The 26,891-nt window shown below is 37.6% G+C and carries 28 protein-coding genes and 1 riboswitch; of the genes, 16 read left to right on the plus strand and 12 right to left on the minus strand.

Annotated features, from left to right (window positions below; all coding sequences use genetic code 11):
* The first annotated feature begins 40 nt into the window (after nt 1–40).
* Nucleotides 41–1,312, plus strand: coding sequence for a M48 family metallopeptidase (locus SFC47_RS00785; RefSeq protein ID WP_411252328.1), 1,272 nt, complete (start codon nt 41–43; stop codon nt 1,310–1,312).
* Between the two features lie 57 nt (nt 1,313–1,369).
* Here SFC47_RS00785 and SFC47_RS00790 read toward each other — a convergent pair whose 3' ends face one another.
* Nucleotides 1,370–1,603: an IDEAL domain-containing protein gene (locus tag SFC47_RS00790; RefSeq protein WP_411252329.1), complete on the minus strand. Its 234-nt coding sequence runs from the start codon at nt 1,601–1,603 to the stop codon at nt 1,370–1,372.
* 188 nt (nt 1,604–1,791) lie between these two features.
* On the opposite strand from SFC47_RS00790, the gene SFC47_RS00795 reads away from it, so the two are divergent.
* Nucleotides 1,792–2,373, plus strand: coding sequence for a competence protein ComK (locus SFC47_RS00795; protein ID WP_411252330.1), 582 nt, complete (start codon nt 1,792–1,794; stop codon nt 2,371–2,373).
* A 4-nt stretch (nt 2,374–2,377) separates the two neighbouring features.
* Here SFC47_RS00795 and SFC47_RS00800 read toward each other — a convergent pair whose 3' ends face one another.
* Nucleotides 2,378–2,743 (minus strand): YhjD family protein, encoded by a 366-nt coding sequence (locus SFC47_RS00800; RefSeq protein WP_411252331.1) that lies wholly within the window; start codon nt 2,741–2,743, stop codon nt 2,378–2,380.
* Nucleotides 2,744–2,977: 234 nt separating this feature from the next.
* Here SFC47_RS00800 and SFC47_RS00805 point away from each other — a divergent pair, with 234 nt between their 5' ends.
* The 5 genes from SFC47_RS00805 (at nt 2,978) to addA (ending at nt 12,622) form a co-directional block, all read left to right on the plus strand.
* Nucleotides 2,978–3,925 carry an LCP family protein gene (locus SFC47_RS00805; RefSeq protein ID WP_411252332.1) on the plus strand — a complete coding sequence of 316 codons (948 nt, stop codon included), beginning with the start codon at nt 2,978–2,980 and terminating at the stop codon, nt 3,923–3,925.
* Between the two features lie 43 nt (nt 3,926–3,968).
* Nucleotides 3,969–4,622, plus strand: a complete 654-nt coding sequence (locus SFC47_RS00810) for a TVP38/TMEM64 family protein (RefSeq protein WP_411252333.1) — start codon at nt 3,969–3,971, stop codon at nt 4,620–4,622.
* A gap of 5 nt (nt 4,623–4,627) precedes the next feature.
* On the plus strand, nt 4,628–5,182 hold the full coding sequence (gene lepB / locus SFC47_RS00815; protein ID WP_411252334.1) for a signal peptidase I: 555 nt from the start codon (nt 4,628–4,630) through the stop codon (nt 5,180–5,182).
* A 167-nt stretch (nt 5,183–5,349) separates the two neighbouring features.
* The gene (gene addB / locus SFC47_RS00820) at nt 5,350–8,844 is read left to right on the plus strand and encodes a helicase-exonuclease AddAB subunit AddB (RefSeq protein WP_411252335.1); all 3,495 of its coding nucleotides are present in this window, start codon (nt 5,350–5,352) and stop codon (nt 8,842–8,844) included.
* Nucleotides 8,837–12,622 (plus strand): helicase-exonuclease AddAB subunit AddA, encoded by a 3,786-nt coding sequence (addA, locus tag SFC47_RS00825; RefSeq protein WP_411252336.1) that lies wholly within the window; start codon nt 8,837–8,839, stop codon nt 12,620–12,622. The genes addB and addA overlap by 8 nt, the downstream gene beginning before the upstream one ends.
* A gap of 40 nt (nt 12,623–12,662) precedes the next feature.
* Here addA and SFC47_RS00830 read toward each other — a convergent pair whose 3' ends face one another.
* The 6 genes from SFC47_RS00830 to SFC47_RS00855 form a co-directional block, all read right to left on the minus strand.
* Nucleotides 12,663–12,881, minus strand: coding sequence for a spore germination protein (locus tag SFC47_RS00830; protein ID WP_411252337.1), 219 nt, complete (start codon nt 12,879–12,881; stop codon nt 12,663–12,665).
* A 63-nt stretch (nt 12,882–12,944) separates the two neighbouring features.
* The gene (locus tag SFC47_RS00835; protein WP_411252338.1) at nt 12,945–13,325 is read right to left on the minus strand and encodes a spore germination protein GerPE; all 381 of its coding nucleotides are present in this window, start codon (nt 13,323–13,325) and stop codon (nt 12,945–12,947) included.
* Nucleotides 13,326–13,340: 15 nt separating this feature from the next.
* Nucleotides 13,341–13,511, minus strand: a complete 171-nt coding sequence (locus SFC47_RS00840; protein ID WP_411252339.1) for a spore gernimation protein GerPD — start codon at nt 13,509–13,511, stop codon at nt 13,341–13,343.
* Nucleotides 13,501–14,121, minus strand: coding sequence for a spore germination protein GerPC (gerPC, locus tag SFC47_RS00845; protein WP_411252340.1), 621 nt, complete (start codon nt 14,119–14,121; stop codon nt 13,501–13,503). The genes SFC47_RS00840 and gerPC overlap by 11 nt, the downstream gene beginning before the upstream one ends.
* Nucleotides 14,122–14,127: 6 nt before the next feature.
* The gene (locus SFC47_RS00850) at nt 14,128–14,364 is read right to left on the minus strand and encodes a spore germination protein GerPB (RefSeq protein WP_411252341.1); all 237 of its coding nucleotides are present in this window, start codon (nt 14,362–14,364) and stop codon (nt 14,128–14,130) included.
* A gap of 16 nt (nt 14,365–14,380) precedes the next feature.
* On the minus strand, nt 14,381–14,605 hold the full coding sequence (locus SFC47_RS00855) for a spore germination protein (protein WP_411252342.1): 225 nt from the start codon (nt 14,603–14,605) through the stop codon (nt 14,381–14,383).
* 246 nt (nt 14,606–14,851) lie between these two features.
* Nucleotides 14,852–14,939: riboswitch (cyclic di-GMP riboswitch) on the plus strand.
* A gap of 197 nt (nt 14,940–15,136) precedes the next feature.
* On the opposite strand from SFC47_RS00855, the gene SFC47_RS00860 reads away from it, so the two are divergent.
* The 4 genes from SFC47_RS00860 to SFC47_RS00875 all read left to right on the plus strand — a co-directional run bounded on the left by SFC47_RS00860 (nt 15,137) and on the right by SFC47_RS00875 (nt 16,843).
* The gene (locus SFC47_RS00860) at nt 15,137–15,739 is read left to right on the plus strand and encodes an ATPase, T2SS/T4P/T4SS family (protein WP_411252343.1); all 603 of its coding nucleotides are present in this window, start codon (nt 15,137–15,139) and stop codon (nt 15,737–15,739) included.
* 82 nt (nt 15,740–15,821) lie between these two features.
* Nucleotides 15,822–16,181, plus strand: coding sequence for a YisL family protein (locus SFC47_RS00865; protein ID WP_411252344.1), 360 nt, complete (start codon nt 15,822–15,824; stop codon nt 16,179–16,181).
* 115 nt (nt 16,182–16,296) lie between these two features.
* Nucleotides 16,297–16,569: a ubiquitin-like small modifier protein 1 gene (locus tag SFC47_RS00870; protein WP_411252345.1), complete on the plus strand. Its 273-nt coding sequence runs from the start codon at nt 16,297–16,299 to the stop codon at nt 16,567–16,569.
* A gap of 1 nt (nt 16,570) precedes the next feature.
* On the plus strand, nt 16,571–16,843 hold the full coding sequence (locus SFC47_RS00875; RefSeq protein ID WP_411252346.1) for a MoaD-like domain-containing protein: 273 nt from the start codon (nt 16,571–16,573) through the stop codon (nt 16,841–16,843).
* Nucleotides 16,844–16,900: 57 nt separating this feature from the next.
* On the opposite strand, the gene SFC47_RS00880 is transcribed toward SFC47_RS00875, so the two are convergent.
* Nucleotides 16,901–18,730, minus strand: coding sequence for an aldehyde ferredoxin oxidoreductase family protein (locus SFC47_RS00880; RefSeq protein WP_411252347.1), 1,830 nt, complete (start codon nt 18,728–18,730; stop codon nt 16,901–16,903).
* A gap of 218 nt (nt 18,731–18,948) precedes the next feature.
* Here SFC47_RS00880 and SFC47_RS00885 point away from each other — a divergent pair, with 218 nt between their 5' ends.
* On the plus strand, nt 18,949–19,977 hold the full coding sequence (locus SFC47_RS00885) for a ThiF family adenylyltransferase (RefSeq protein WP_411252348.1): 1,029 nt from the start codon (nt 18,949–18,951) through the stop codon (nt 19,975–19,977).
* Nucleotides 19,978–20,018: 41 nt separating this feature from the next.
* Here the strand turns inward: SFC47_RS00885 and SFC47_RS00890 are convergent, their stop codons facing one another.
* Nucleotides 20,019–20,582, minus strand: coding sequence for a DUF2777 domain-containing protein (locus SFC47_RS00890; protein ID WP_411252349.1), 564 nt, complete (start codon nt 20,580–20,582; stop codon nt 20,019–20,021).
* Nucleotides 20,583–20,746: 164 nt separating this feature from the next.
* Between SFC47_RS00890 and asnB the strand changes: the two genes are divergently transcribed.
* Together asnB and SFC47_RS00900 are read left to right on the plus strand one after the other, a co-directional pair.
* On the plus strand, nt 20,747–22,597 hold the full coding sequence (gene asnB / locus SFC47_RS00895; RefSeq protein WP_411252350.1) for an asparagine synthase (glutamine-hydrolyzing): 1,851 nt from the start codon (nt 20,747–20,749) through the stop codon (nt 22,595–22,597).
* A 62-nt stretch (nt 22,598–22,659) separates the two neighbouring features.
* The gene (locus SFC47_RS00900) at nt 22,660–24,153 is read left to right on the plus strand and encodes an alpha-amylase family glycosyl hydrolase (RefSeq protein WP_411252351.1); all 1,494 of its coding nucleotides are present in this window, start codon (nt 22,660–22,662) and stop codon (nt 24,151–24,153) included.
* A 50-nt stretch (nt 24,154–24,203) separates the two neighbouring features.
* Here the strand turns inward: SFC47_RS00900 and SFC47_RS00905 are convergent, their stop codons facing one another.
* Entirely contained in the window at nt 24,204–25,076 is an 873-nt protein-coding gene (locus SFC47_RS00905) for an SDR family oxidoreductase (RefSeq protein WP_411252352.1), read from the minus strand.
* A gap of 110 nt (nt 25,077–25,186) precedes the next feature.
* The gene (locus tag SFC47_RS00910; RefSeq protein WP_411252353.1) at nt 25,187–25,678 is read right to left on the minus strand and encodes a YajQ family cyclic di-GMP-binding protein; all 492 of its coding nucleotides are present in this window, start codon (nt 25,676–25,678) and stop codon (nt 25,187–25,189) included.
* A 134-nt stretch (nt 25,679–25,812) separates the two neighbouring features.
* Here SFC47_RS00910 and SFC47_RS00915 point away from each other — a divergent pair, with 134 nt between their 5' ends.
* Together SFC47_RS00915 and SFC47_RS00920 are read left to right on the plus strand one after the other, a co-directional pair.
* On the plus strand, nt 25,813–26,676 hold the full coding sequence (locus SFC47_RS00915) for a CvfB family protein (RefSeq protein ID WP_411252354.1): 864 nt from the start codon (nt 25,813–25,815) through the stop codon (nt 26,674–26,676).
* Nucleotides 26,677–26,747: 71 nt separating this feature from the next.
* Nucleotides 26,748–26,879, plus strand: coding sequence for a DUF3941 domain-containing protein (locus tag SFC47_RS00920; protein ID WP_081810752.1), 132 nt, complete (start codon nt 26,748–26,750; stop codon nt 26,877–26,879).
* Nucleotides 26,880–26,891 lie beyond the last annotated feature (12 nt).

Consider the following 26,891-nt stretch of genomic DNA (forward strand, 5'->3'; position numbering starts at 1 on the left):
TTTATAGAGAGGTTGTACAAGAAGGGGGACAACAGATTACATGGCTAGGAAAATGGGATTCTACGGAGTTTTGGCCTATGTATTATATGGGTTATTTTTTTACTGGTATTTATTTCACTTTGCAGATACAACCCTTCCCTTTGAATATCAGGGAACAAAAGCAGACCCAGCGACTTTTTTAAATGGCAGGGAGTTAATGTTAAGTGAAGAGTATTCGAAAATAAGAAATTTGTTATTTTTTCTATCCACACCATTTGAATGGCTTTTTTATTTTTTTATTTTACTTTTTGGCTTATCTAAGGCGTTTAAAAGATGGGCAGAGAATTCGTCTAAGTACAAGCTGCTGCAAACTGCTATCTATCTTATTTGGCTTTCCTTTTTTGCTTTTGTGGCGACACTGCCATTAAGCTATATTAGTTATTCCTTGTCAAAGACGTATAACATCTCAACACAAACCTTTGCGTCATGGATGAAGGAAGAATTAATTGATTTCTGGATTAATTATGGAACGTTAATGATTATTGTGCCGGTGTTATATTGGCTGATGAAAAAAAGCGTCAAACGTTGGTGGCTTTATGCTTGGGCTTTATCAATACCTTTTACACTGTTCATGATGTTTTTACAGCCAGTTGTGATTGACCCGTTATATAATGATTTTTATCCTTTGAAAAATAAAGAACTAGAAACAAAGATATTAGAATTAGCAGACAAGGCTCAAATACCGGCAGAACATGTCTTTGAGGTAAATATGTCAGCCGAGACTAATTCGTTAAATGCCTATGTAACGGGTATTGGGGCAAATGCAAGAATTGTTCTATGGGACACAACCCTAAATAAATTATCAGATGACCAAATTTTATTTATCATGGCACACGAAATCTGTCATTATGTTGAAAAGCATATTTATATTGGAATAGCCTTATACTTACTGTTGTCACTGTTAGGTTTATATTTGACATATCGAATAATGAACTGGGTAATTGCAAGGTTTGGAAAAGAACTAAAAATCCCAAATGCAAGTGACATCAGATCCTTACCACTCTTTTTCATGATTATTTCGATGTTACTTTTTGCTGCAAGTCCTTTTTCAAATTTAATTTCCCGTTATGAGGAGACACGGGCTGATCGATACGCAATCAATATGACCGAAAACCCTGAAGCTGCGATTACTTCTTTCCAAGAGTTAACCCGCTCAGGCTTAAGTCAGGTTAATCCACCCTTTTTAGTGAAGATTTTCCGCTACAGTCATCCTACTATGCTGGAACGAATTTCGATGCTGGAAGAATATGAAGTGAAAATGAAGAATAAATAAGCAAAAAAGGAATGGGAAGGAGAGTGTTCTCCATTCCCATTCCTTTTTCATGAGTCTTTACGTTCCAAATCGTTTCGTTATCTCTATAAGCTGTTTGGATAAATGGTAAAAGTTTTTTTTATCCCTATGGTCAATGGCGGAATCAATACGTTTTAACAGTTTTTCCTTTTCAACTGTTAATTGAATTTCTAATAAAAGCATATCAATGTACAAATCCTGGACAAAATTCTCTTTTCGTTGACGTTTCATGGCACCAATTTTCATTAATTCTGTGTATGATTTCTCATTCATCAAAATCACCTCTGATGCTTTTTAATATTATATGGACTTTTTTCGATAATATCAATAAATTTTTACAATTTTCTGACATATATTTTTGTAATAACTTTGTGAATAAATTCGCAACAATTCAGAAAAATAAATAAACCATAAATCAATCGTGGTATGATGGGTAAAATTGCTAAATGGAGTTGAAGAGATTGAAGCTGAAGCAAATTGAAGAATACGAGGTAAATCCGTTTACGATGTTCATAAAGCCTATCGTGTATGGCAGTAAAATTTATTCAGAGATTATTGAAGTAGAAGATGAATTTTTATCCCCTTTTAAACCGCTTGATATCATCAGAAATAGTTGTGAATATTATGGATGTGATTATGAAGGACGCAGGAATGGTACAAAACAGTTAGTCGGATATGCACATAAAATCCCGATTGCGATAGATCCCACAAACCGCATTTTTTTCTTCCCTACCACATCACCAAATCGTCATGAGTGTATTTGGATTTCTCATGAACATGTAAAAAAGCTGGTCAGAATAAATCCTCAAGAAACATTAATCCTTTTTAATAATCATCAGTCATTTGAATTACCTGTTTCGTGCAGCTCCATTACTTCTCAATTGGAGAGAACATCGTATTTAAGGACAAAGTTAATGCAAAGAATTGAACATAATGAAAGAAAGTCATTTTATTTATTGCAGCGTCCAAAGTCCTTGGAAGCATCGGAGGAATCATTTAATTATGGTAATAAGAAGGTTAAGGATAAACAGGATAAACGTTAACCATTTATTGAGACGAGTTCTGTTTTAGATAATAAAATTCCATTAATTCTTGAACTTTATTGCGGATTCTTGGATTAAAGTAATTATGAGCTTCTTCATAGCCTTTATACAAAAACGTATACATGGTAAATGCATCGTCACGTTTTGTTTCAATTACTTTGAGGCTATTATTCTTCATATATTGTTTCACTTCTCGTAATTCTCTTTGAATGGTTTTCATTGTTTCTTCAATTAGTGCTATATATGGTCTTTTTAACTTGAATGGACTTTTTTCCACAACAGTCAAATCCCGATTTAAGATAATTAATACCATTGGTAAATAGATGGCTTTTTCCATTATATTGCGATCATCCTCTGGAATCCTGGTCATCTCATCTTCGGCTCCTTTCTTGATTTTTTAGAACAAATGTTCTCTTTTATCATACAAAAATCTTGTTGAAAACGCAATGCTTAAAAAGCTTGCGTTTTTTATTTGCAAAATTTGGTACTTGTATGAGAAAGTTTTTGATAGAAGGATATTAACTCGGGGAAAATGAATTATATATGTACACATGAATGTAAAGTCCGCTAGGGATAAAAATATTACATGATGGGTGAGTCGAAGATGAGATACGAAAAACATAAAAGGAAAAAAAGAAAATCGACATCTATAGTATTAGTTCTGCTGGTCCTATTTGGTGCAACGGCGGGCTATATATATTATCAGTATAAACAAGGAGTTAATCAATCTTTAGAGAAAATTAATAATGAGGATGTAAATAACAATGTAAATGACGAAGTATTCACATTTGAAGGGAAAAAGGATCAATATGGTGCCACCAATATCCTTATATTAGGAAGTGATGCTCGGGGAGATGAAAAATCACGAGCCGATACGATTATGATTGCTCATTATAATGAAGACAAAGGGACTTATAAATTAACCTCGATTATGAGAGATATTTATGTAAGTATTCCGGGCTATGGTAAGCATAAAATCAACTCTGCATTTTTTAGCGGCGGCCCTGAACTCATGAGGAAAACAATTAAAGAAAACTTCGATATTGATTTACAATATTATACGATTATTGATTTTGAAGGATTTGTGCAGTTGATTGATGAAGCTTTTCCAAATGGTGTAGAAATCAACGTTGAAAAGAGAATGGAAGAAAACGTTGATGTACCGCTAGAACCGGGTCTTCAAAAATTAAATGGAGATCAAATGCTTAGCTTTGTACGATTTCGGCATGATGCTATAGGGGATTTTGGCCGGGTGCAACGTCAGCAGCAGGCACTTCAGGCGATTGGAGATCAGCTTTCAGGTATTCAAACGATACCGAAGCTGCCAAAATTAGTAGGGGTTGTTAAACCCTATATTAATACAAATATGAATACAGGAGATATATTATTTATGGCAAAGGATTTCTTTGGGAAAGACAGAGGAACGATTGAGACCTTTAGAATTCCGATTGAGAATGGATACAGAGATGCCAATATAAGAGGGGAAGGTGCTGTTTTGGAATTGGATTTAGAGGAGAATAGAGAGGCTTTTCACCAGTTCTTAACTAAATAAGCAAAACAAACAGCAGCAAAGCATTAAATTAAGGAGCAATCATATGGACTTTGAAGCAATCAAGGCATGGTTCACACTAGAAAATATAATGGACTTAATTAAAGAGTACCGATCCTTTGGGCCTTTACCAGGGGTCATGCTGCCCATGCTTGAAGCATTTTTGCCGTTTCTGCCGTTGGTATTATTTGTAATGGCGAATGCAAGTGCATTTGGGCTCTGGCTGGGTTTTTTATATTCTTGGCTGGGGTCCTGTTTAGGGGCATTAATTCTCTTTTTACTAATAAGAAAATATGGACAAAAAAGAGTGTTTTCATTTCTCTCTAAACATCCAAAAGTTAGAAAGTTGATGGATTGGGTTGATCGTCATGGTTTTGGTCCGCTCTTCTTGCTGCTGTGTTTCCCGTTCACACCCTCAGTTGTTGTTAATATTGTAGCCGCTCTTTCAAAAATCAGTATATACCAATATATGCTTGCCGTGGCAATTGGCAAAATGGTAATGATTTTCACTATGAGTTTCGTTGGCTATGATCTTCATTCTTTGATTACGCAGCCTTATCGGACAGCAGTTGTTTTTCTAGTTATTTTTATTCTTTGGTATGTTGGAAAAAGAATTGAAGTAAGATTGAATAAGAGCATGGAAAATGACCATAATGAGGAGATAAATAGAGGAAAAGAATTGGAGAAAAGGAGGAGCTGATAAGGATGAACACGGAATGGAAAAAAGAGGGGATTGAATGGATTAAAGCTTTTGCAATTGGAATTATTATTTTTGCTTTTATACGTACATTTTTCTTTTCTAACTATGTAGTGGAGGGCGAATCAATGATGCCTACTCTCCAAGATGGCAACAAATTAGTTGTCAATAAGCTAGGCTACCAAATTAGTGATTTAAGTCGTTTTGATGTCATCGTATTCCATGCAAATGAGAAAGAGGATTTTGTGAAACGGGTAATCGGGCTGCCAGGGGATAAAATAGAATTTAAGGATGATCAATTATATATTAACGGACAAAGATACAAGGAGCCGTTTTTATCTGTTTATAAGCAGGAAATACCTGGTATAAAACTTACCGGTGATTTTAGCTTGAAGGAGATTACAGGAGAAAGTACTGTACCGGAAGGAAAGTTATTTGTACTTGGGGATAATCGCTTAGGCAGCTGGGACAGCAGGCACTTTGGTTTTATCTCCGTCAGCCAAGTTGTCGGGAAAGTTGACCTCCGTTACTGGCCGCTTAACGAAATGGATGTACAATTCTAATTAGAATCAGAATTGCTTTAGAGTACGATGATATCGTCTCTTTTTTTTGTTTAAAAATTACCATAACTGGTTTAAATCTGTGCGAAGTGTTCCAAACGTTTGTGCTCTTTTTATGATAAAATGAGTGTACTAATGATAGAAGGGTAATCGGAAAGCGGGGTAGAAACATGTCTTTAAGAATGATAACTGGAAGATCAGGAAGCGGTAAAACTCAAATGTGTATGAATGAAATACAAGATCGGCTCCTAGAAAATCCAGAGGGAGCACCGATTATTTATATTGTTCCAGAGCAAATGACGTTTCAGGCAGAATATCGATTGGCAACGAATCCAGTGCTAGGTGGAATGATTCGTGCACAAGTGTATAGTTTCTCCCGATTAGCTTGGAGAATACTGCAGGAGACAGGCGGGATAAGCCGGTACCATCTTAGCAGTGTTGGTATAAGCATGCTTATTCGGAGAATTATTGAAGATAAAAAAGACCAATTAAATTTGTTTCAGCGTGCAGCTGATAAAAACGGTTTTGTTCAGCAGGTTGAACAGATGATTACTGAATTTAAACGGTATTGTATTACACCGGAAGAACTGTCGCTAGAGATTGAGAAGAACAATTTAAATGGAGGAACAGCAACAAGAGCGCTGCAGGATAAACTGAATGATTTAGAGATTATCTATAAACAATTTGAAGATGAGGTTTTTGGAAAATACATCGATTCTGAAGACTACTTTCGTTTGCTTTCAGAGAAGATCTCCATGTCAAATTATTTGAAGGACGCTGAGATCTATATAGATGGTTTTAATAGCTTTACTCCGCAGGAATACCTAGTCTTGAAGGAATTAATGAGGCATTGTCAGAGAGTAACCATAACTATGACAAGTGATCGAAATTCCTTTGAAACTCTGCCAGATGAGTTGGATTTATTTAGATTATCAAATGAGGCTTGCTGTAGAGTATTGGAGTTGGCAAAAGTTGAACAAATAGAAATGGAGAAGCCAATCTTTCTATCCTATCAACAAAAATGGAAGAATCCATCTCTTAGTCATTTAGAGGAGAATTTTGATACTAGACCAGCTGCCCCTTATTATGGAAAAGCAGACATCTATATTGGTCAAGCTGTTAATCGAAGAGCCGAAATAGAAGGGATTGCACGCAAAATTCTTCAATTGGTTCGCACAAAGAATTTTCGTTACAGAGACATCGCGCTATTGGTTAGAAATGGCAGTGATTATCATGAGATCATAGAACCAGTGTTCTCCGATTATCAGATTCCCTACTTTATTGATCAAAAGAGAACGATGCTGAATCATCCGCTGATTGAATTAATTCGTTCGACCCTGGAAGTGATTCAATCATTTTGGCGGTATGAACCTGTTTTTAGAGTAATTAAAACAGAATTGATTTATCCAATTCAGGAAAATCCAGATAAAATGCGGGAGAAAATGGATAGGTTAGAAAACTATGTACTCGCATACGGAATAAAAGGGAGTAAGTGGACGAAAAAAGACCGTTGGACATATCGCCGCTTCAGAGGATTAGAATTGGAAGCTAATGTCCAAACTGATGCTGAAAAAGAAATTGAACAGCAATTAAATGAATTAAAGCTAATGGTGTCAGCCCCGATTCTCCGCTTGTCTAGAAGGCTGAAGAAGGCGGATTCCGGGAGAAAGCTTTGTGAAGCAATCTATTTATATTTAGAAGAGTTGGATATTCCTTCAAAACTAGAAAATTTAAAAATAGAAGCTGAACAAAAAGGAAATCTAGTTAAAATGCGTGAGCATGAACAGGTTTGGAATGCATGTATTGATCTCCTGGATCAGTATGTTGAAATATTAGGGGATGAAAATGTTTCGTTAAAATCATTCTTCGCTATATTAGAAGCAGGATTTGAATCACTGTATTTCTCACTTATACCGCCTGCACTAGATCAGGTAATAATCGGAGATTTGGAAAAATCTAGATTAACAGACATTAAGTCCGCCTTTGTGATAGGTGCAAACGAAGGTGTATTACCGGCTAAAATTGCGGATGAAGGAATATTATCTGATGGAGATCGGGAATGGTTAATCGCTGCAAATCTAACAGTGGCACCAAGCAGCAGGACGCGCTTATTAGATGAGAATTTTATTGCATACAAAGCACTAACCACACCTTCAGAGTCACTTTTTGTCAGCTACCCGCTCGCGAATGATGAAGGAAAAGCATTAATTCCTTCTTCGTATATTAAGAGATTGAAGGATATGTTTCCAGAATTAGAAGAGCATTTTTATGGTACAGATCCCGCTGATTTAACTGAAGAGGAGCAGTTAAACTTTGTTACCAGCTATAAAACGACACTGTCCTTCTTGACCTCACAGCTTCAGCTGAAAAAGCGTAATTATCCAATTTCGGATCTTTGGTGGGATGTATATAATTTTTATATGGAAAATGAGTGGAAGACAAGGGCAGAGAAAGTATTCTCTTCTCTCTTTTACACCAATCAGACCGTCCAGTTATCAAAGGAAACAGCGGATGAATTGTATGGTGATACTATACAGGCAAGTGTCTCAAGGATGGAACTATATAATGGCTGTGCCTTTTCTCATTTTGCACAGCATGGGCTAAAGCTTCGTGAACGGCAAGTATTTCGGTTAGAAGCCCCTGATATAGGTGAGCTGTTTCACGCAGCCTTAAAGTATATATCTGATTTTGTCAATGAACAAAAACTCAGCTGGGATTCTCTTTCAAAGAAGCAATGTGAAGCATTGGCTAAGGAAGCAGTGAATGCTTTAGCGCCTAAGCTCCAAAATGAAATACTGCTAAGCTCTGAGCGGCATCATTATATAAAGCGAAAATTAGAACAAATTATTACTAGGGCATCTCAAGTATTAAGTGATCATGCAAAAGTTAGTGGATTCTCTCCAGTCGGATTAGAGCTGAGCTTTGGGCGTAATGGTCAGCTCCCGCCATTAACATTTTCACTAAAAAATGGCAAACGAATGGAACTAGCCGGCCGAATTGATAGGGTAGATCAAGCAAAAGGTGAAAATAACCATACTTACTTACGCGTAATAGATTATAAATCGAGTGAGAAGGATGTTAATTTAAACGAGGTATACTATGGACTTGCCCTCCAAATGTTAACCTACTTAGATATCGTCATTACACATTCTGACGAGCTGGTTGAAATGAAAGCGAGTCCTGCTGGGGTCCTTTATTTCCATGTTCACAATCCATTAATAAGCACAACCAAATTGCTTACAGTAGATGAAATAGAAAGAGAAATTATGAAAAAGTTTAAGATGAATGGGTTAATGGTTGGTGACCAAAATGTTCTTAAATTGATGGACCAAACACTTGAATCAGGTGACTCACAAATTATTTCGGCGGGTATTAAAAAGGATGGTAATCTGACGAAGAAGTCTAAAGTTGCGAGCCTGAATGAATTTGATGACCTTAGGAAATATGTCCGAAAGCTCTATCAAACTACAGGGGAAGCTATAGTGGACGGCCAAGTTGAAATTGCTCCTTTTAAACTAAAAGATAAAACACCTTGTACATTTTGTTCCTACAAATCTGTTTGCCAATTTGATGAGTCTATCGAAAACCATTACCGGATATTAACACCTCAGCAAAAGGAAACAATCTTTGAACTAATCAAAAAGGAGGCAGGTGTAAATGAGTAGTTTTGCAATACCTCCAAAGCCAGCTGGGGCAACCTGGACAGAAGACCAATGGAAAGCCATTATGGAGAGAAATAAAGATATCCTGGTGGCAGCAGCTGCAGGCTCAGGTAAAACGGCTGTTTTGGTTGAACGGATTATCCAAAAAATTCTTTCAGAAGAAGCCCCGATTGATGTTGACGAATTACTAGTCGTAACATTTACAAATGCATCTGCCGCTGAAATGCGTCATCGAATTGGAGAAGCATTAGAGAAGGCAATAAATAATGACCCAAGTTCAAGGCATTTACGAAAACAACTCAGCTTATTAAATAAAGCATCCATTTCCACCCTCCATTCCTTTTGTATGGAGGTTATCCGTAAATACTATTATCTAATTGATGTTGATCCCGGCTTTCGAATTGCCGACGAAACAGAGGCACAATTAATCCGCGATGAAGTGATGGATGAACTGTTTGAAGAGGAGTATGGAAAGAAGGATAATGAGCCATTTTTTCAGTTGGTAGATTCCTTTACAAGTGACCGGAGCGATAGTGCCTTAATGGATATCGTCCGGGATATCTATGACTTTGCAGAGGCGAACCCGCTCCCTAAAAGGTATTTACAGTCAATGATTGATATGTATGATACTTCTAAGGTAAAGAATCTTGAAGAATTACCTTTTATTCAATCACTGCTATTTGATATCGAGCTTCAATTAGAAGGCGCTAAGGAAATGATTCAGCGTGGATTGGAAGTGACAAAGCTTCCAGATGGTCCGGCACCAAGAGCGGAAAACTTTCTAGATGATTTAAATGTTATTGATACTCTTATACAGGCAAATCGCGATTCATGGACAGCACTTTACAATGCGATGCAAACATGGTCTTTCACAAGAGCAAAATCAGTAAAAGGGGACCATTTTGACAAAGAGTTGACCGAAAAAGCTCAAAAACTACGTGACAAAGCAAAAAAGAAGATACAGGATATCAAAGAGGAGCTTTTTTTAAGAAAGCCAGAAGGCTTCTTGCAGGATATGGAACAAATGCGTCCCTTAATTGAAACACTTGCTCATTTGGTTACTGCTTTTTCTGAACGCTTTCAGAAGGCAAAACGCGAAAAGGGCTTGGTTGATTATGCAGATTTGGAGCACTATTGTCTGGCTATCCTAACAGGAGAAATCAGCCCAGATGGAGTATTTTTCCCTTCAGAAGCTGCATTATCCTATAGGAACCACTTTAATGAAGTCTTTGTTGATGAGTATCAAGATGTCAATATGGTTCAGGAAACAATCTTAAAGCTCGTTGCAAAAGAAGACGAAAGCAATGGCAACCGGTTTATGGTTGGCGACGTGAAGCAGTCTATTTATCGGTTTCGTTTAGCAGAACCGAATCTATTTTTAGGAAAATATAATCGTTTCAGGCAGGACGGTAAAGGGACTGGATTACGAATTGACCTTGCACGTAATTTTAGAAGCCGAAAAGAGGTTCTTGAAGGAACAAACTATTTATTTAAACAAATCATGGGTGTAAGAGTTGGAGAAATAGAGTACGATGAAAGTGCTGAACTCCGGCCCGCGGCACCATACCCAGAAGATGAACCATTTCCAATAGAACTATTATTGATTAATCAAAACAATGATGGTAAAGAATTGCCATTAGACGGTGCTGAAACCGAAACAGAGGGTGTAATTACTGAATTCGATGAGGTGGATTTAGAAAAGTCACAGCTGGAAGCTAGAGTGATGGCTTCAAAAATTAAAGAAATAATTGCAAAAGAAACAAAGGTTTACAATTCAAAAACGGCATCATATCGTCCAGTTATGTATCGGGATATAGTGATTCTCCTAAGGTCCATGACGTGGGCACCACAGATAATGGAAGAGTTTAAACAGCAAGGAATCCCGATATACGCAAACCTTTCCACTGGTTATTTTGAAGCGACTGAAGTGGCAATTATGATGTCGTTATTAAAGGTAATTGATAATCCGTTCCAAGATATTCCATTGGCTTCTGTTTTGCGCTCACCTATTGTTGGGCTTAACGAGGAGGAACTGGCACAAATACGACTGCACTCAAAGGGAACTTTTTGGGAATCACTTAAGAAGTTCTGTCAAAGTACACCTGCAGAAAAAACAGAACACGTATATGAAAAGGTCCGCCGTTTTTATGATAATTTGGATGAGTGGCGTTCCATGGCGCGTCAAGGATCACTATCAGAACTAATCTGGCAGCTGTACCGGGATACACAGTTTTATGACTTTGCAGGAGGACTGCCGGGCGGGAAACAGCGTCAGGCAAACCTTCGTGCCTTGTACGACCGTGCTAGGCAATATGAACAGACTTCGTTTCGAGGACTATTCCGCTTTTTACGGTTTGTTGAGAGAATGATTGAAAGAGGAGATGACCTGGGAGCTGCAAGAGCACTTGGCGAACAGGAAGATGTTGTTCGGATTATGACCATCCACAGCAGTAAAGGGCTTGAATTTCCAGTTGTATTTATTGCAGGGTTATCGCGTAACTTCAATATGTCTGATATCCGTAAACCATATATGCTCGATAAAGAGTACGGTATTGCAGCAAAATATGTAAATATAGAAAAAAGAATTTCTTATCCATCGTTACCTCAGATAGCATTTAAGCGCCGTAAGAAAATGGAAATGCTCTCTGAAGAGATGAGGGTACTTTACGTAGCCTTGACAAGGGCCAAGGAAAAGCTATATTTAATAGGCACTTTGAAGGATGCAGATAAAAAAATAGAACAGTGGAATGATGTAAGTTCTAATACAGAATGGCTGCTTAAGGATTATGAAAGAGCTGCGGCAGGCTGTTATATGGATTGGGTTGGACCAGCGCTAATACGGCATCAGGATAATCAAGAATATAGAAAATCTAATCATCCACTTGTTCCTTCAGACATTACCAAACACCCTTCGGCATGGAAAATGACAGTGATGAGTGCGGAAGAATTAAAAGGTCAAGAAATCAGTAAGACAAATGAAGCAGACTCGTTCCTAGAGCGGGTTGAAAAGCAGAAGAGCATTCCGATATCCTCTCCTTACGGGGAAGAAATTAAATCTCGCTTAACATGGGAATATTCCTTTCTTAATGCATCGTCACATCGCTCAAAGCAGTCTGTATCTGAGATGAAGCGGCAGCGGGAGATATTCGATGAACATAGCGACACTAAATTCATCAGCAGGTTTAAAAAATCAATTACGAAACGGCCTAAGTTTATGCAGGAAAAATCCTTAAGCCCTGCTGAGCGAGGAACAGCGCTCCATATGGTCATGCAGCATGTTGATTTAACAAGACCTGTTTTATTAGAGAATGTTGAGAATCAAGTTGAGAAGATGGTTAGCGAGGAACTGTTAACGGTTGAACAGGCCGAGGTCATTAATGCACAGCTGATTGTGGATTTTTTTAGAACAGATTTAGGCAAAAGAATTATGAATGCAAAAGTGGTAAATCGTGAAATTCCCTTTACACTTTCATTGCCTGCATCGGAAGTTTATCCAGAATGGAGAGATACAGATGAATTTGTTTTTGTCCAAGGAATAATCGACTGTGTTTTCGAGGATGAGAATGGACTTGTTCTTATCGACTTTAAATCAGATGGCATTTCTGATCGTTACAAAGGCGGTTTTATCCAGGCTAAACCAATACTTGAAGATCGATACCGGTTACAAATCAATTTATATACCAAAGCTTTGGAACAAATTTGGAAGCGAAAAGTAAATGAAAGATATTTATTCTTCTTTGACGGAGCTCATATATTAAAGCTGGAAAAAGAATCTCAATAAAAAATAAAAGACATAAACCGGCTGTGGGTTATGTCTTTTATTAATTATTCCCGCTAATTGGCTGATCAAGCAAATTGGCATCAAGTACATTGGTACCGCTTATTCCATTGGCTGTAAATATAATCCCTCCGGTATTAAAGCCCCCAGAACCTGAATTGGTCTTTGAGGCACTTTTTGGAGAGATATAGACGGTATCTCCGAATTGAACAACTCCGCCGCTTACATTCACAATCTGAACTGGACCTAAGATCGCTGGCATTTTAATACATCCTTTTCTCTAAAAGCTCTTTTAAACCTGTGATATCGTATTCAAAAGAATTTGTCATTGTTCATCCTGTCTATGGAATAGCTGCCGAATATGTTTAACTCTTGCTTCCATTGAGACATTTTCGCTGTTTCCAACATGCAGAATGGCTGAGGAAGACATAGCAAGAATAGAGATATTATTGACTTTAATGACAGGAAGGATATGATGAGACGATATTGACAATGTTTCAGATATTGGCACGAGAGGAATGGGTTCGGTGAACACAGAATATTTTGAAAAATTACCTTCTTTGGCATTAAACACATCAGCTTCCCTTTGGACAGCCAGGGCACGTGAGAATCCATTAATGATACGAGAATCTCCAAGCTGGACAAGAGACGCAAAGGAAGCTGAGTTTACTTTAACGGAGTTTACTATAGAAGATCGCTGAAGCATTATTCTTAAACCTGCCTAAAATAATGGAACAAATGGTCCGATTATGAGTGATTCAGCAGGGGTATCGAAAGTTGATGCTAGTTGAATCGTTTGTGTGTCGCCAACCAACACAAGCGAAGAGCTGGCTACACCAAGAATTCTAATGTTATCAACATGGAGGTCTCGATTATATACCTCAAAGTTCATTTTTTATATTCATTCCTTTCACATTCTCAGGTAAATGATTAATAAATATTAAGATTCCTTTACTGATTTCTTGCTTTAATAATTCAATAATAGTTTCCTCAGGATTATGCGCGCCTTCGCGTTCTAAAGAAGTGGTATTTTGTAAATGATAATCAATCCTAGCAGGAAGCTGTTTCAATATATCCTGCTTGATAAATTCTAAATAAGAATCATCTAAACTTACATTTAATTGACTTTGGGTTTCTTTAAATAATCCAGGCAGATCCGTTTCCAAATACTGATAAATCGTTTCTTCTATTTTCATAGATCTCTGCATTTGTTTTTTAGGATCGATAGGTGTATTCACGGATTGATTTTGTACAGCAAAATCTTCAATATTTTGCAAATCTGATGGATTTAGACCAATATTTAATGTTCCCTCAAGAGTTTCAACCTTTAATTGGTCAAATTTATACTCAATCTTATCTACTCGGATACTAGGCTTTTCCTTTAAATTTCTAATTTCATCCTGTAATTTTTGAATGGAGTGTTCTAGATTGGCAATTCTATTTTCTTGAGCTTCGATCGTTAGTTGAACCCATTGAAGAAAATGTGAATAATCCTGGTACATACACCATCACCTCACTCGTGTATCATCTCTAGTGCCTGATAAAGGCACTGCAACACTAGATTGTCCGTTTGATGTTTGAGTACCTCCTGCCGTTGGAGCAGGCTCTGTAAACCCTCCTGTATTATACAAATGAGAAGCAGGTTTGATTATTCCTGCACTGCCGATTTGTAGAACAGAAGAATTGGTAATACTGCTAATTTTTATAAAATTTATTTGTATGGATTGCTGGATATAAAAATTCATTGAAAACAACCTTTCCTTAAGCATTAAGGAAGAATCCTTGATCAATACCATCTGAATCATTTGTGTTCGTATTACTTAAATTATTATTATGAACCATTAAACTTTCACCAGTATTAAAGGAACCAGCCCCGGAGAAAGTCTTCGCTGATGAAAATGGCATGATTTTATAGACATCTCCAATATGAAAAACTGAACTGCTTCCAAGTGAAATGACTTGTGCAACTCCTACAATTGCCGGCATAAACAACACCCTTCACCTTTTATCTCTTACTATCGTATGTATGTGTTGATGTAATGTGATACATTCGCCCAATAAAAGTAAATGTGTTTATTTAGTAATATCTTACAGTTGTAATGTTGGGAAAATAATAGAATTAGGTATAATTACCTATATTAATATTAAAAATGGTATTTTGGTAGGATATTAGATAAAAGAAAAGTGACTTATGATGGGTATATGAGGACAGTCGGAAAATAAAACACTGATTCTCGATAAAGGCAAAACTGGTGAAAATCAGTGACGCAAAGCTAAAGGGGCTAAGGTGCATTTTGCACTACGCCAGCCAGTTACCGAAAGAACAGGGAGTTTTACGTAGATAACAATAATTTATACATAGGAATTTCTATGTGTATTGTTGTACTACATGGTTAACCCCCCTTTCGGTAAAGGCGGGGTTATTTATATTTACCAACCCTGCCAAACCGATCATTTCTTCTTTAAGTTTTGTGATCAAAGCGGACTAAAAAAACAAGAATAAGGCGGGTGGCATGAATGGGATTATTAAAACCAATTCAACAAAATAATCAGGGACAAGATGTTGACCAAAAATTGCAAAAGGTAAAAAGGCTGGCTATTAGAAGGGATTCATGGAAAGCTCCAGAGCTGCAGGAGCTAATTCGTAATGGAACTATGTCAAAAGAAATGGCCCTTTTCCTCTGTACATGTGTGAAGGCTAGATTAAATATCCTCGTTAGTGGAGGGACAGGGGCAGGTAAGAGAACACTTGTAAATGCTCTTTCCACTTTCATTCCAAAAGAGGAAAGAAATATTATTGGAGATATACGTAATAGGGATGGTCGTGAAGTATTCCGGAATAACAGTAAAGGACTTGATGGCTTTCTTGCAACAGGAAACTCCAGCAGTCCTAGTAATATGATTGATCGGTTAGAAATCATTTCTTATCTTGAAGGGATTAAACCGATTAAAGCAATAAGGGAGCAAATTGCTGGTACTTTTGATATCATCGTCCACCTATCACGGTTAAGTGATGGAACAAGAAGAGTTACTAAGATAACTGAGGTTCAGGGAATTGATGGGGAGCACATTGTGCTTAGAGATATTTTTAATGTTACTCCTCTTGAAGGTTCTTATTAGCATTTAGCTTTTTTTTAGGATTTTGTAAAGGCCTATGGTATGATAGTGTTGCAAAGTAATGCATACATAGGAGGAAGATTAAATGATTCACGGTCATGTTACAGCTTGGGTTTTAGCCCTAATATTATTTATTGTCGCTATATTTTTACTAAAAGGCGGAAAAGAAAAGGGCGCGAAAATCGTCAGAATGATTCTGCGTGTACTCTATCTGTTAATCATTGCAACAGGTGTTGGTATGATATTCATGCTTTCCAATATAGACATGTTGTATATTCTAAAAGCGGTGGTAGGAATATGGCTGATTGGGCTATTTGAAGTGATTCTTAGTAAGGTTGCACAAAATAGGAAAACATCTATTTTATGGATCCAGTTTGCTATCGCGTTCTTGCTAGTATTATATTTAGGCTTTGATAAATTACCTATGTCAATTTTTCATGTATAAGAGTGTTTATTAAAAATGCTGTCGGACTCCCGTCAGCATTTTTTTAGTGCAAAAAAGGATGACAAGTATTGCAAATCGTTTTACTATTTAATAAAGGGGAGAGGAGTGTTTTGGAATGTTAGTTAGGGTGTTTGCTAATCTCCGGCAAATTTGTGGCGGAGTTGGGGTAGAGGTTAATCCAGATGGTGAACGGGTTATTGATGTACTAGATAAAATGGTTGAAATGTTTCCTGATTTAAAGAACGAAATATTTACTCCCGAAAAAGAACTGCTGCCATTTGTACATGTTTTTATAAACGGAAGAAACATTATTCACTTGGACGGCCTAGAGACCGCGGTAAAGGAAACTGATCAATTTGCGCTGTTTCCACCTGTAGCAGGTGGTTGATATGCTTCAGCAGGAATTAGAGTTTCGCGGAATAAATCGAAAGCATCTTGGAATGTATTTTGAGGAATTAGGCGGCAAACCCATTACAGATGAATTTCCTTTCATCTATAAATCTAAGAATTGGGCTGCAGAAATACTAAGGGAAGAGGAACTTTCCATTACCTCTACATTTAAAGTCAATACTGTACATATCCGTTTTTCTGCCAAAGACGATCTGACGCTAAAAGAGCTCATCAAAAATTATCGGGTGAAAACAAGAAGAATTGGCGGCTAGTTATGATTGCTAAACAAAAGGCTTCTGCAAAATATGCAGAAGTCTTTGATTCTAGCATTATACTAATTGATTTTCTGGGTCAATAATTTCCAGTTCACGAAGCTTTTCTTCCGTTACTTTTCCGTCACTCCAACCGCGGACTTGGTAGTATTCTTTAAGCATGATATCCATACGGCTGACTTCACCTGCACTATTACCAGAGGCAGGCTCTTCTGTAAAGCGTTTTGGAAGGTAGTCATCTTCTTCTTTATCAAACCCGGCAAGATTATTATAGTAACGCTCTAGGTTATATATTCTTTCTCCAGCCTTCATCACATCATCTGCAGTCATTGGAACACCAGTCATCGCACTATATTGCTCTGCATAATGCTCAGCGTTTTCAGAGAAAGATGAAAACTTACAAATATTCATGGAATCAGAGAATGCAAGCATATCTTGGAATATTTTTAATAACTCGCCTTTACCTTCTGGCTTCAGGCGGTCTGTTGGTTCAGGAATACCAGCAATTTCACTTGCAACCGTATAGCCGCGCAGATGACATGCCCCGCGGTTACTTGTTGCATATCCCAGGCCAATACCTTGAATTCCACGCGGATCATAGGCAGGAATTGACTGTCCTTTTACAGACATAGAAAGTTCAGGTGTACCCCATGCAGCTGTTGCTTTTGCAGGACCTTCAGCAAGAATTCCGCCAAAGCCTTCACGGAATGCAATTTTCTTTGTTAAATCGATCATAGAATCGGCATCACCCCAGATTAGTTCTTCTGTGATGATTCCTTTTTCATAGGCCTCCATTGTGACGGAGAAGCAATGTCCAAGTTCAATAGTATCAAGACCGTATTCATTACAGCGGTCAATTAAATACGAAATAGCATTTGCATCACTTAGTAAGCAGTTAGAGCCAAGTGACCAAGCAGATTCAAACTCAATACTTTCTACTCTAGTTTTATATTTTCCATCCTTCACTTCAACTTCAATCTTGCAGCCTACAGGACAAGCATGGCAGGTATTGTTTTTAACGAGTAGATGCTCGTTTACATATTCACCACTATGCTTTTCTGCTTCATCCCAATGTGTCAACTGAGAGTTCTTGGTTGGAAGTGCGCCAACTTCATTGATAATGTTGGTTAAAACGTTCGTGCCATATACAGAAAGGCCGCCCTTATTAGGTGCTGTTAATCCTCCATCAAGGATTGCCTTGACTGCTTTTTTGTTAGCTTCTTTATATTCGGTTTCTAATTTAGGCTTGGGCATATTCCCTTTTTGTGATGCCTTAATTACAACCGCTTTCAATTTCTTATAGCCTGCAACAGCAGCAGTTCCCCCGCGGCCGGCTGCTCGGTCATGCTCGTTTATAAAAGAGGCAAACTTAACCGTGTTTTCGCCTGCCTGCCCAATCGTCATTACACTAAGATCTTGTTCGCCATATCTAGCCTGCATGGTTTTAACTGTTTCTCTTGTTCCTTTGCCCCAAAGTTCTGAAGCATCACGCAGCTCAGCTTTTCCATCTTCAATATAAAGATAAACTGGTTTGTCACTTTTACCGGTAAGGATGATATTATCGATGCCTGCCCATTTTAAGCGCGCAGCAGTCCATCCACCCATATGAGAGTCTGTAACTGTACCGGTTAACGGGGACTTAGTCACGACACAAAGCCGTCCACTCATGGAAGAACGTGAACCGGTTACAGGGCCAGTCATGATGCAAAGCATGTTTTCAGCTGATAGCGGCTCTACTTCAGGACCATTATCAAGGACATATTTAACTCCGAGACCTCGGCCGCCAATGTACTTTTTCGCATCTTCTTCATTAATAGGTCTGTAATTAATAGTACCTGCTGTTAAATCAACCACTACTTCTTTGTTTAAAAAACCACCTAAATTCAAAGTTTCTCCCTCTCTTTCATTAATAAATTGAAGCTAATATCCTATTTATATTAAAATATTAATAGGATAAAAACCCAAAATTAATAAATAAACCCAATTCCTATTATACAATTATTTTTATACATTTAATATTTAAACTTTTCTAATAATCAATTAAAATTAACGTAGATTACGTGAAACGTGAGAATGTACTGCTAATCTAGAAAAGAGGACCCGTGATGGACAATGTAGAACGTTATTCAAGACAAATTCTCTTTTCAGGAATAGGGGAAGAGGGACAGTTGAAATTGCTGAAAAGCAGGGTGGCAATTGTCGGTGTAGGAGCACTCGGAACAATATGTGCCAATCATTTGGTCAGGTCAGGTATAGGGTACATAAGGTTAATTGATCGAGATGTAGTGGACCTTTCTAATCTGCAGCGGCAATCACTTTTTAACGAAGAGGATGTTCGTTTAAATCTGCCAAAGGCTGTTGCTGCGAAAAAGAGACTGAACAATATTAACTCTACGGTTACAGTTGATGCTGTCATTACAGATTTAAATCTTGATAATGCAGAGGAATTGTTAGCAGGGGTTGATGTCATTGTAGATGGTACTGATAATTTTATGACCCGCTACTTAATCAATGATGTTTCTATTAAGTATGGAATTCCTTGGGTGCATGGGGCAGCAGTTAGTTCAAGAGGGATGTTTGCGGTTATTAATCCAGGAGTAACTCCATGCTACCGCTGTCTATTTCCACAGGTCCCAGCGGGCAGGGGCGAAACCTGTGATACGATTGGTGTACTATCGCCAATAACAGATATTGTCGGTTCCTTTCAAGCGGTTGAAACGATAAAGCTGCTTATTGGTGCCGCAGCGAATTCGAACCTTGAGCAAATTGATGTATGGGATACTTCCTTATTTTCAATGGATATCAGTGATGGGAAAAATCCACAATGTCCGACATGTGTACATCATCAGTTTGACTTTCTAGACCGACTGTCGGGCATCCAGGAATCTTATAGTTCTCTATGCGGTAGAGATACCGTGCAAATCTATTTTAGAGAAAACCGTGAAAGAGACTTAAAGTTGCTTGGTGAGCGACTAAAACAGAATGGAAAAGTTACCGGAAATCAATTTTTACTGCGTTTTTCTCCCGACAAAGATACATCTATCGTCGTTTTCAAAGATGGCCGTGTCCTTATACATGGAACAAATGATATCGTAAAAGCAAAATCCCTATATTCAAAATACATAGGGAACTAAAAAAGGTGTGTTTTTCTTTAATTGAAAAACACACCTTTCTTTTATGAAATCAACTTTTCTATAACCAGTCGTTTTCCGGTATTTAGGGTAAATTCAAAGCGGTCATTGACTTTTTCAAAATAAGAAAAATGATGCTGCACATTACAAATTTGTTCCTGATTATCGAAAACTATGAAGTTTACCCCATCCCTCCGATTCTCATCAGATAAGAAAGACAGGTGGTTGTAACAATAAATACAATCATATATAGAAAAATCTAAAGAGTTTAATGTTGTTACAAATTGAAAAAAGGCGTCATCATTCATTCCCTCTAACAGTCTTTCCAACGAGTAGATTAAATGCTTTCTTATTCTAATCGAATCATGGTCACGAAGCATGATAACCTCATTTCCACTGCGAATCTTTCCAGATTCAATTAAAATACCTTTCTTCCACCGATTTAAGCGAAATATTTCAATCTCCTGTTGAAGAAAGTCATCAAGCATTGCTGCTTCTTCGGTTTCTTCATCAAAAAATATCCATTGATCACTTATCTGTTCAACTGCTCCTTCATTATAGGCCCTCAGTTGAAAATCCAAAAGTTTTATTCTCTGTTGTCGACTCATGTTTAACCTCCGTGCCTAATACTTCATTTTCTTTGTAGACATCTTTGTCTGTTTTTATAACTTGTTTATCTTTAATTTGGACAATTTACCAAATAAACTGGGCTGAATACTATAAAACATGTAACGTTTATCCAGTTTCTAAACTGGAGAGAGGAGAGTTTTTTATGTGCGGAGTAACAGGGTGGGTTGATTTTACGATTAATTTAAAGAATGAAAAAGATACAATGGAAAAAATGGTAAATACACTTGCAAAAAGGGGGCCAGATGAGACTAACCTTTGGCTGGAAACTCATGTTGGCTTTGGTCATAAGCGGCTGATCGTAGTGGACCCTGAAGGGGGAAGACAGCCGATGACTAAACAAAAAGATGGTATACAATATACAATTTGTTACAATGGGGAGTTGTACAATACTGAAGATATCCGCAAAAATCTCCTTACTAAAGGATATTCTTTCAAAGGTCATTCTGATACAGAAGTTCTGTTAACTGCCTATATAGAATGGGCTGAAGAATGCGTAAACCATTTAAATGGAATATATGCTTTTGCCATTTGGGACGAAAAGAAAGAGCAGCTTTTTATTGGACGGGATCGATTAGGGGTTAAACCGTTGTTTTTTACAGAATTAAATAAAGGAATTGTATTTGCCTCTGAATTAAAGGCAATTCTAGCGAACCCTGGAATGAAAACAGAGCTTGAATATGAGGGGCTCGCTGAAATTTTCGGTTTAGGGCCATCGAGGACTCCTGGGTCTGGAATTTTTAAAGGGATAAAGGAGTTACGGCCGGCCCACGCTATGACTTTTTCAAAAAACGGCTTAAAGATTTGGCGCTATTGGAATGTAAAAAGTGATGTACATCATGATAATGTGGAAGAAACCGCTGAAAAGGTACGTGATTTGGTAACAGACGCGGTCACAAGGCAGCTGGTTTCTGATGTTCCACTATCTGCCTTTTTATCTGGCGGTCTTGATTCAAGTATTATTACTGCTATTGCTGCTAAAGGATTTAAAGATCAGGGGAAGGGCCAGCTTCATACGTATTCAATCGACTATGAAGGAAACGATGTTTTCTTCAAAGCAAACGAATTTCAGCCAAATGCGGATGAGAAGTGGATTAAAATAATAACAAGTGAGTTTGACACAATGCACCATTTTAAAACAATTTCTCAAGAACAATTAGTGAAAGACTTAACAGAAGCGGTCCATGTCCGTGATTGTCCTGGAATGGCAGACATTGATTCCTCCTTACTTTGGTTTTGCAAGGAAATAAAAAAGGACTTTGTTGTCAGTCTTTCAGGTGAATGTGCGGATGAGATTTTTGGAGGGTACCCTTGGTTTCACCGCAAAGAAGATTTGGAAAGAACTGGTTTTCCTTGGATGCGTTCGGTTAATGAAAGAAATCATTTATTAAGAGCCGATTGGCAGCAAAAACTGAAATTAAAGGATTATGTGATAGAAAAGTATAAGGAAGCTGTTTCGGAAACACCTAAATTGGATGGAGAAAGCTTAGAGGAATCAAAACGCCGGGAGCTTTTTTATATTAATATGACCCATTTTATGACAACGCTGCTTGATCGTAAAGATAGAATGAGTATGGGAGCTAGTCTTGAAGTCAGGGTACCTTTTGCGGACCATCGTCTTGTAGAATACGTCTGGAACATCCCGTGGGCAATTAAAATGGTACATGGCAGAGAAAAGGGGATCTTAAGAAAAGCATTTGAAGGAATACTTCCTGATGAAGTGTTGTACAGGAAGAAAAGTCCGTATCCAAAAACCCATAATCCACAATACACACTTGCAGTTCAGCAGCAATTGAAGGAGATATTAAAGGATAAGTCCTCAGTATTATTTGAACTATTCAATCGAGATTTACTAAATAACCTGGTAGAATCTGGAGGGAATTCCTTTAAAGAGCCATGGTTTGGCCAGTTAATGTCAGGACCGCAGCTGCTGGCATATTTTATCCAATTAGATATTTGGTTCAAAGATTATAATATCAATATAGTAAATGCATAGACGTTTATAGTTGGATTCACAACTTTATTAGATTAAAATGAGTGTATGGAAGGGGATTGAAGATGAAAAAGATCTTGATTACACTCATTTTATTTTGTATTTTTATTTTTTCAACAGTGCCAGTTTACGGGGCGTCAGAACGGGAGAACCGAAAATGGCAGGATGAAACGGTTTATTCTATAATGGTGGATCGTTTTTTTAATGCTAATACAAAGAATGACTACGATGTTAATACACTGGACCCATTGGCCTATAATGGCGGGGATTTCCAGGGGGTCATTGATAAATTAGATTATCTTAAGGATATGGGTTTTACAGCCATCCGGTTAACATCCATATTCGATAATGCTGATGGTGGTTATCATGGTTATTGGATAAATGACTTTTATAAGACTGAAGAACATTTTGGCTCGCTAAAGACATTTAAGAAACTTGTATCCCAAGCCCACCAGCGGGATATGAAGGTGATGATTGATTTTGTAACGAATAATGTTTCTACAGAACACCCATGGGTAAACGATACAACAAAGCAGGAATGGTTCAATGAAAAGGGTCAGAAAGAAATAGAAAAGGAATGGATAAATGGCTTACCTGACCTTAATCAGGACAACCCTGAAGTCAAAAAATATTTATTAGATGCTGCGAAGTGGTGGATACAAGAGACAGATATTGATGCTTTTAGTCTGCCAGAGGTAAATCATGTTCCAGCGGACTTTTGGAGTGATTTTTCAAAAGAAATAAAAAATGAAAAGGATAACTTCTTTTTATTAGGGATTACCTCTCTTAATCAGTCAGTGGATGCTAATAAATATGTGATGGCTGGCATTGATAGTGTTACAGACTTTCAACAAAGTCAAAATCTAAGAAATGTCTTCGCGAACACAAATGTATCATTTAGCGAACTGGTTGGTGATAAAGTTCAAAAGCCTGAAACAAAGCCTCAATTTTTTGATAATGAAATAACCACGAGGTTCACAAGTGATATCGTAGAGAATAAACATTTTCCTGGAGCCCGCTGGAAGACGGCATTAACATATATTTATTCTACACCTGGAATTCCAGTTGTCTTTTATGGCAGTGAAATTGCTTTAAATGGTGGTGAGGTTCCGGATAATCACCAGCCAATGAATTTTCGGACTGAAAAGGAGCTTATCGATTTTATTACGAAGCTCGGTGAATTAAGAAATCAGCTTCCTTCCTTGACAAGAGGGAATATGGAACTGCTATACGAAAAAGACGGTATGGCTGTTTATAAACGTGTCTACCAAGATGAAACAGCGGTTATTGCAATCAATAATACAAGTCAATCTCAAAATGTAACATTAAGCCAGGAGCAGGTCGAAGGTGATAAAGAACTGCGCGGTATGCTTAATGGAGACCTAGTCAGAAGTAATGATAATAACGAGTATGATCTTATTATTGACCGTGATGAAGCTGAAATTTATGTGTTAGCAAATAAGAGCGGAATTAATCTAACACTAATAGGTTCACTAGTGGTTGTATATATCCTATTCACTATATTCATAATAAAAGTTAGGAAAAGAAGAAGAGGGTAAAAGAATGCGATGCTTCGAAAAGAAAGCATCGCATTTTTTTAGCTTAAAACCTAACCATTAACGATTTTTCCTCCATTTACATGGATAATTTGCCCGCTTACATAGGAAGAATCATCACACGCAAGGTAAACATAACTAGGAGCTAGTTCATAGGGCTGCCCTGCTCTGCCCATTGGAGTATCGGTTCCAAAGCTTTCAACTTGGTCTTCCTTGAATGTTGAGGGAATAAGCGGCGTCCAAATTGGGCCAGGTGCAACTCCATTTACTCTGATACCTTGAGGTGCAAGGGATTTTGCAAGGGAACGTGTAAAAGTAACGATGGCACCCTTGGAAGCTGAGTAATCTAATAATTGTTCGTGGCCGGCATAAGCCGTTATAGATGCAGTATTAATGATTGCAGCACCTTGCTTTAAGTGGGGCAGAACCATTTTAGACATATAAAAATAGGAGAAAATATTCGTCCGAAACGTCTTTTCCAGCTGTGTGGACGTAATATCTAACAGACTTTGCTGAGGGTGCTGTTCTGCTGCATTGTTTACCAATATATCAATTTTCCCGAATTGGCTGAGAATCTTGCTAACAGTATCCTTACAAAATTCCTCATTACCAAGGTCACCGGAAAACAGCAGACATCGACATCCTTCTGCCTCAACAAGTCCTTTTGTTTCTTCTGCATCCTGATGCTCATCTAAATAGATGATTGCGACATCAGCACCTTCTTTCGCAAAATAAATGGCAACGGATTTACCAATTCCGCTGTCTCCTCCCGTGATAATAGCTGTTTTACCAGCTAATTTTCCTGAGCCTTTATAATTTTGGTCAACTGAAACAGGACGAGGAGTCATCTCACTTTCAATTCCTGGCTGGCGATTTTGATGCTGTGGGGGGAAAGCCTTCTTTTGCTGTTGGTTGTTGTTGGTCATTTATTCCTACCTCCTGAGTTATTTACCATGTTAGTTTAAGGAATATGAACGAAAATATTAGCAAATAAAAAAGGAGAAAAGGAATTTTCCTTTCTCCTGACAGTTAGTGATTATCGATAGTTAATAAATTGAACATCGACAGTAAGATCTGCTTCACGTACTAAAGCGATAATCTTTTGAAGGTCATCACGGTTTTTACCGCTAACGCGGACTTGGTCATCTTGAATTTGGCTTTTTACCTTAAGGCCGCTATTCTTAATAATGGTGTTAATTTTTTTCGCATTTTCTTTATCAATGCCTTGCACCAGTTTTGCTCTTTGACGCACAGTCCCTCCAGATGCCTTTTCCATTTTGCCATAATCCAGATTCTTAATAGGGACACCCCTTTTAATTAGCCTGCCAAGCAAGACGTCTTTCAGCTGGTCCATTTTATATTCATCATCTGAAACTAATACAAGTTCTTCTTTATCAAGAGTCACTTCGCTTTTGCTGCCTTTAAAATCATAACGAGTTTTAATTTCCTTCATCGTTGCAGTAATCGCATTTGTGACTTCAGGAAAATCGACTTTGGATACAATATCAAAAGATTCATCTTTGGCCATAGTAATAATACCTCCCAAATTTTAATAACGGTATGTAGTCCTGCTAAAGTTTCCCTTTATGGCTACATTATAGTAAAATATAGCAAGTCAAACAACCCTATGGATAACTATAGGAGAGAAAAGGTGATTTATTAATGTCTCTACAAGAACTTATTGGTCAAACCGTTACCTTAACGGTAGCACGAAAAGCCGAGTTCGGCTATTTTTTAACAGATGGAAACGAAGATGTTTTGCTGCATATAAACGAGGCTGACCGGGAATATGATGAGGATGAATCCGTAGAGGTTTTTCTTTATGTTGACTCAGAAGGCAGGACCTCTGCTTCAACAACCATACCTGAAGTAGCGATTGGCAAATATGCCTGGCTCAAAGTAGTAGATTCTAACCCTAATGTTGGGGTGTTTTTAGATATCGGCATTAAAAAGGATTTATTGTTAGGGATTGATGACCTTCCGGTCCATAAATCAGTTTGGCCAAAGGAAGGAGATTTGGTTTATGTTACTTTAAGGGTAAATAACAATTTCCTTTTGTATGCGAAGCTTGCAACAGACCCTGTTATAGAATCGATATCAACTAAAGCCACGAGAAAAGACTTTAACAAAAATATTCAAGGACATATCTACAGGACCGCTAAGGTTGGAAGCTGGATTTATACGATTGAGGGCTTTAAAGGATTCATTCATGAGTCCCAAAGACAAAAAGAGCCGCGGTTAGGAGAAATGGTAGAAGGCCGAATTATTGATGTCAAGGAAGATGGAACCGTAAACGTTTCGTTACTTGCGAGGAAACAGGATGCTCAGGACCTTGAAGCAGAACGGATTTTTGAGTATTTAATGAGTAGAAATGGTGCTATGCCTTATAATGATAAAAGCATGCCTGAGGAGATACAGGAACGTTTTCAGTTAAGTAAAGGTGCATTTAAACGTGCATTAGGAAAACTGATGAAAGAAGGCAAAGTGTATCAGGAAGGCAGCTGGACTTACCTGAAAAAAGATTAGTAATAGTATACATACTCTTATTCAAAATGACGGACACTAACCAATGAAGGAATTTTGAAAGGGGTATTTATATGCCGCATACATCTGATAATGATAAAAAAGCGCAAGATAATAATGCATTACGACATGAGAAGAATATGATGAGAGAAAAAAATCGACAAGCAGGCAAAAATCAATATTCGAAAAAGACGGACCACAAATAATAAAAAAGCGGG

This window comes from Neobacillus niacini (assembly GCF_046591715.1).
Lineage (GTDB): Bacteria > Bacillota > Bacilli > Bacillales > Cytobacillaceae > Neobacillus > Neobacillus niacini_L.

What these genes read in the sequence shown, in the direction of transcription:
- SFC47_RS00840 (WP_411252339.1), bottom strand. Translation starts at nt 13,511, where the DNA reads ATGAACTTTGAGGTATATAATCGAGACCTCCATGTTGATAACATTAGA.
- SFC47_RS00885 (WP_411252348.1), top strand. Translation starts at nt 18,949, where the DNA reads ATGGACAATGTAGAACGTTATTCAAGACAAATTCTCTTTTCAGGAATA.
- asnB (WP_411252350.1), top strand. Translation starts at nt 20,747, where the DNA reads ATGTGCGGAGTAACAGGGTGGGTTGATTTTACGATTAATTTAAAGAAT.
- SFC47_RS00805 (WP_411252332.1), top strand. Translation starts at nt 2,978, where the DNA reads ATGAGATACGAAAAACATAAAAGGAAAAAAAGAAAATCGACATCTATA.
- SFC47_RS00830 (WP_411252337.1), bottom strand. Translation starts at nt 12,881, where the DNA reads ATGCCAGCGATCTTAGGTCCAGTTCAGATTGTGAATGTAAGCGGCGGA.
- SFC47_RS00905 (WP_411252352.1), bottom strand. Translation starts at nt 25,076, where the DNA reads ATGACCAACAACAACCAACAGCAAAAGAAGGCTTTCCCCCCACAGCAT.
- SFC47_RS00875 (WP_411252346.1), top strand. Translation starts at nt 16,571, where the DNA reads ATGCTTCAGCAGGAATTAGAGTTTCGCGGAATAAATCGAAAGCATCTT.
- SFC47_RS00860 (WP_411252343.1), top strand. Translation starts at nt 15,137, where the DNA reads ATGGGATTATTAAAACCAATTCAACAAAATAATCAGGGACAAGATGTT.
- SFC47_RS00785 (WP_411252328.1), top strand. Translation starts at nt 41, where the DNA reads ATGGCTAGGAAAATGGGATTCTACGGAGTTTTGGCCTATGTATTATAT.
- addB (WP_411252335.1), top strand. Translation starts at nt 5,350, where the DNA reads ATGTCTTTAAGAATGATAACTGGAAGATCAGGAAGCGGTAAAACTCAA.
- addA (WP_411252336.1), top strand. Translation starts at nt 8,837, where the DNA reads ATGAGTAGTTTTGCAATACCTCCAAAGCCAGCTGGGGCAACCTGGACA.
- SFC47_RS00800 (WP_411252331.1), bottom strand. Translation starts at nt 2,743, where the DNA reads ATGACCAGGATTCCAGAGGATGATCGCAATATAATGGAAAAAGCCATC.
- SFC47_RS00870 (WP_411252345.1), top strand. Translation starts at nt 16,297, where the DNA reads ATGTTAGTTAGGGTGTTTGCTAATCTCCGGCAAATTTGTGGCGGAGTT.
- SFC47_RS00855 (WP_411252342.1), bottom strand. Translation starts at nt 14,605, where the DNA reads ATGCCGGCAATTGTAGGAGTTGCACAAGTCATTTCACTTGGAAGCAGT.
- SFC47_RS00835 (WP_411252338.1), bottom strand. Translation starts at nt 13,325, where the DNA reads ATGCTTCAGCGATCTTCTATAGTAAACTCCGTTAAAGTAAACTCAGCT.
- SFC47_RS00790 (WP_411252329.1), bottom strand. Translation starts at nt 1,603, where the DNA reads ATGAATGAGAAATCATACACAGAATTAATGAAAATTGGTGCCATGAAA.
- SFC47_RS00910 (WP_411252353.1), bottom strand. Translation starts at nt 25,678, where the DNA reads ATGGCCAAAGATGAATCTTTTGATATTGTATCCAAAGTCGATTTTCCT.
- SFC47_RS00850 (WP_411252341.1), bottom strand. Translation starts at nt 14,364, where the DNA reads ATGAATTTTTATATCCAGCAATCCATACAAATAAATTTTATAAAAATT.
- gerPC (WP_411252340.1), bottom strand. Translation starts at nt 14,121, where the DNA reads ATGTACCAGGATTATTCACATTTTCTTCAATGGGTTCAACTAACGATC.
- SFC47_RS00810 (WP_411252333.1), top strand. Translation starts at nt 3,969, where the DNA reads ATGGACTTTGAAGCAATCAAGGCATGGTTCACACTAGAAAATATAATG.
- SFC47_RS00865 (WP_411252344.1), top strand. Translation starts at nt 15,822, where the DNA reads ATGATTCACGGTCATGTTACAGCTTGGGTTTTAGCCCTAATATTATTT.
- SFC47_RS00900 (WP_411252351.1), top strand. Translation starts at nt 22,660, where the DNA reads ATGAAAAAGATCTTGATTACACTCATTTTATTTTGTATTTTTATTTTT.
- lepB (WP_411252334.1), top strand. Translation starts at nt 4,628, where the DNA reads ATGAACACGGAATGGAAAAAAGAGGGGATTGAATGGATTAAAGCTTTT.
- SFC47_RS00915 (WP_411252354.1), top strand. Translation starts at nt 25,813, where the DNA reads ATGTCTCTACAAGAACTTATTGGTCAAACCGTTACCTTAACGGTAGCA.
- SFC47_RS00920 (WP_081810752.1), top strand. Translation starts at nt 26,748, where the DNA reads ATGCCGCATACATCTGATAATGATAAAAAAGCGCAAGATAATAATGCA.
- SFC47_RS00890 (WP_411252349.1), bottom strand. Translation starts at nt 20,582, where the DNA reads ATGAGTCGACAACAGAGAATAAAACTTTTGGATTTTCAACTGAGGGCC.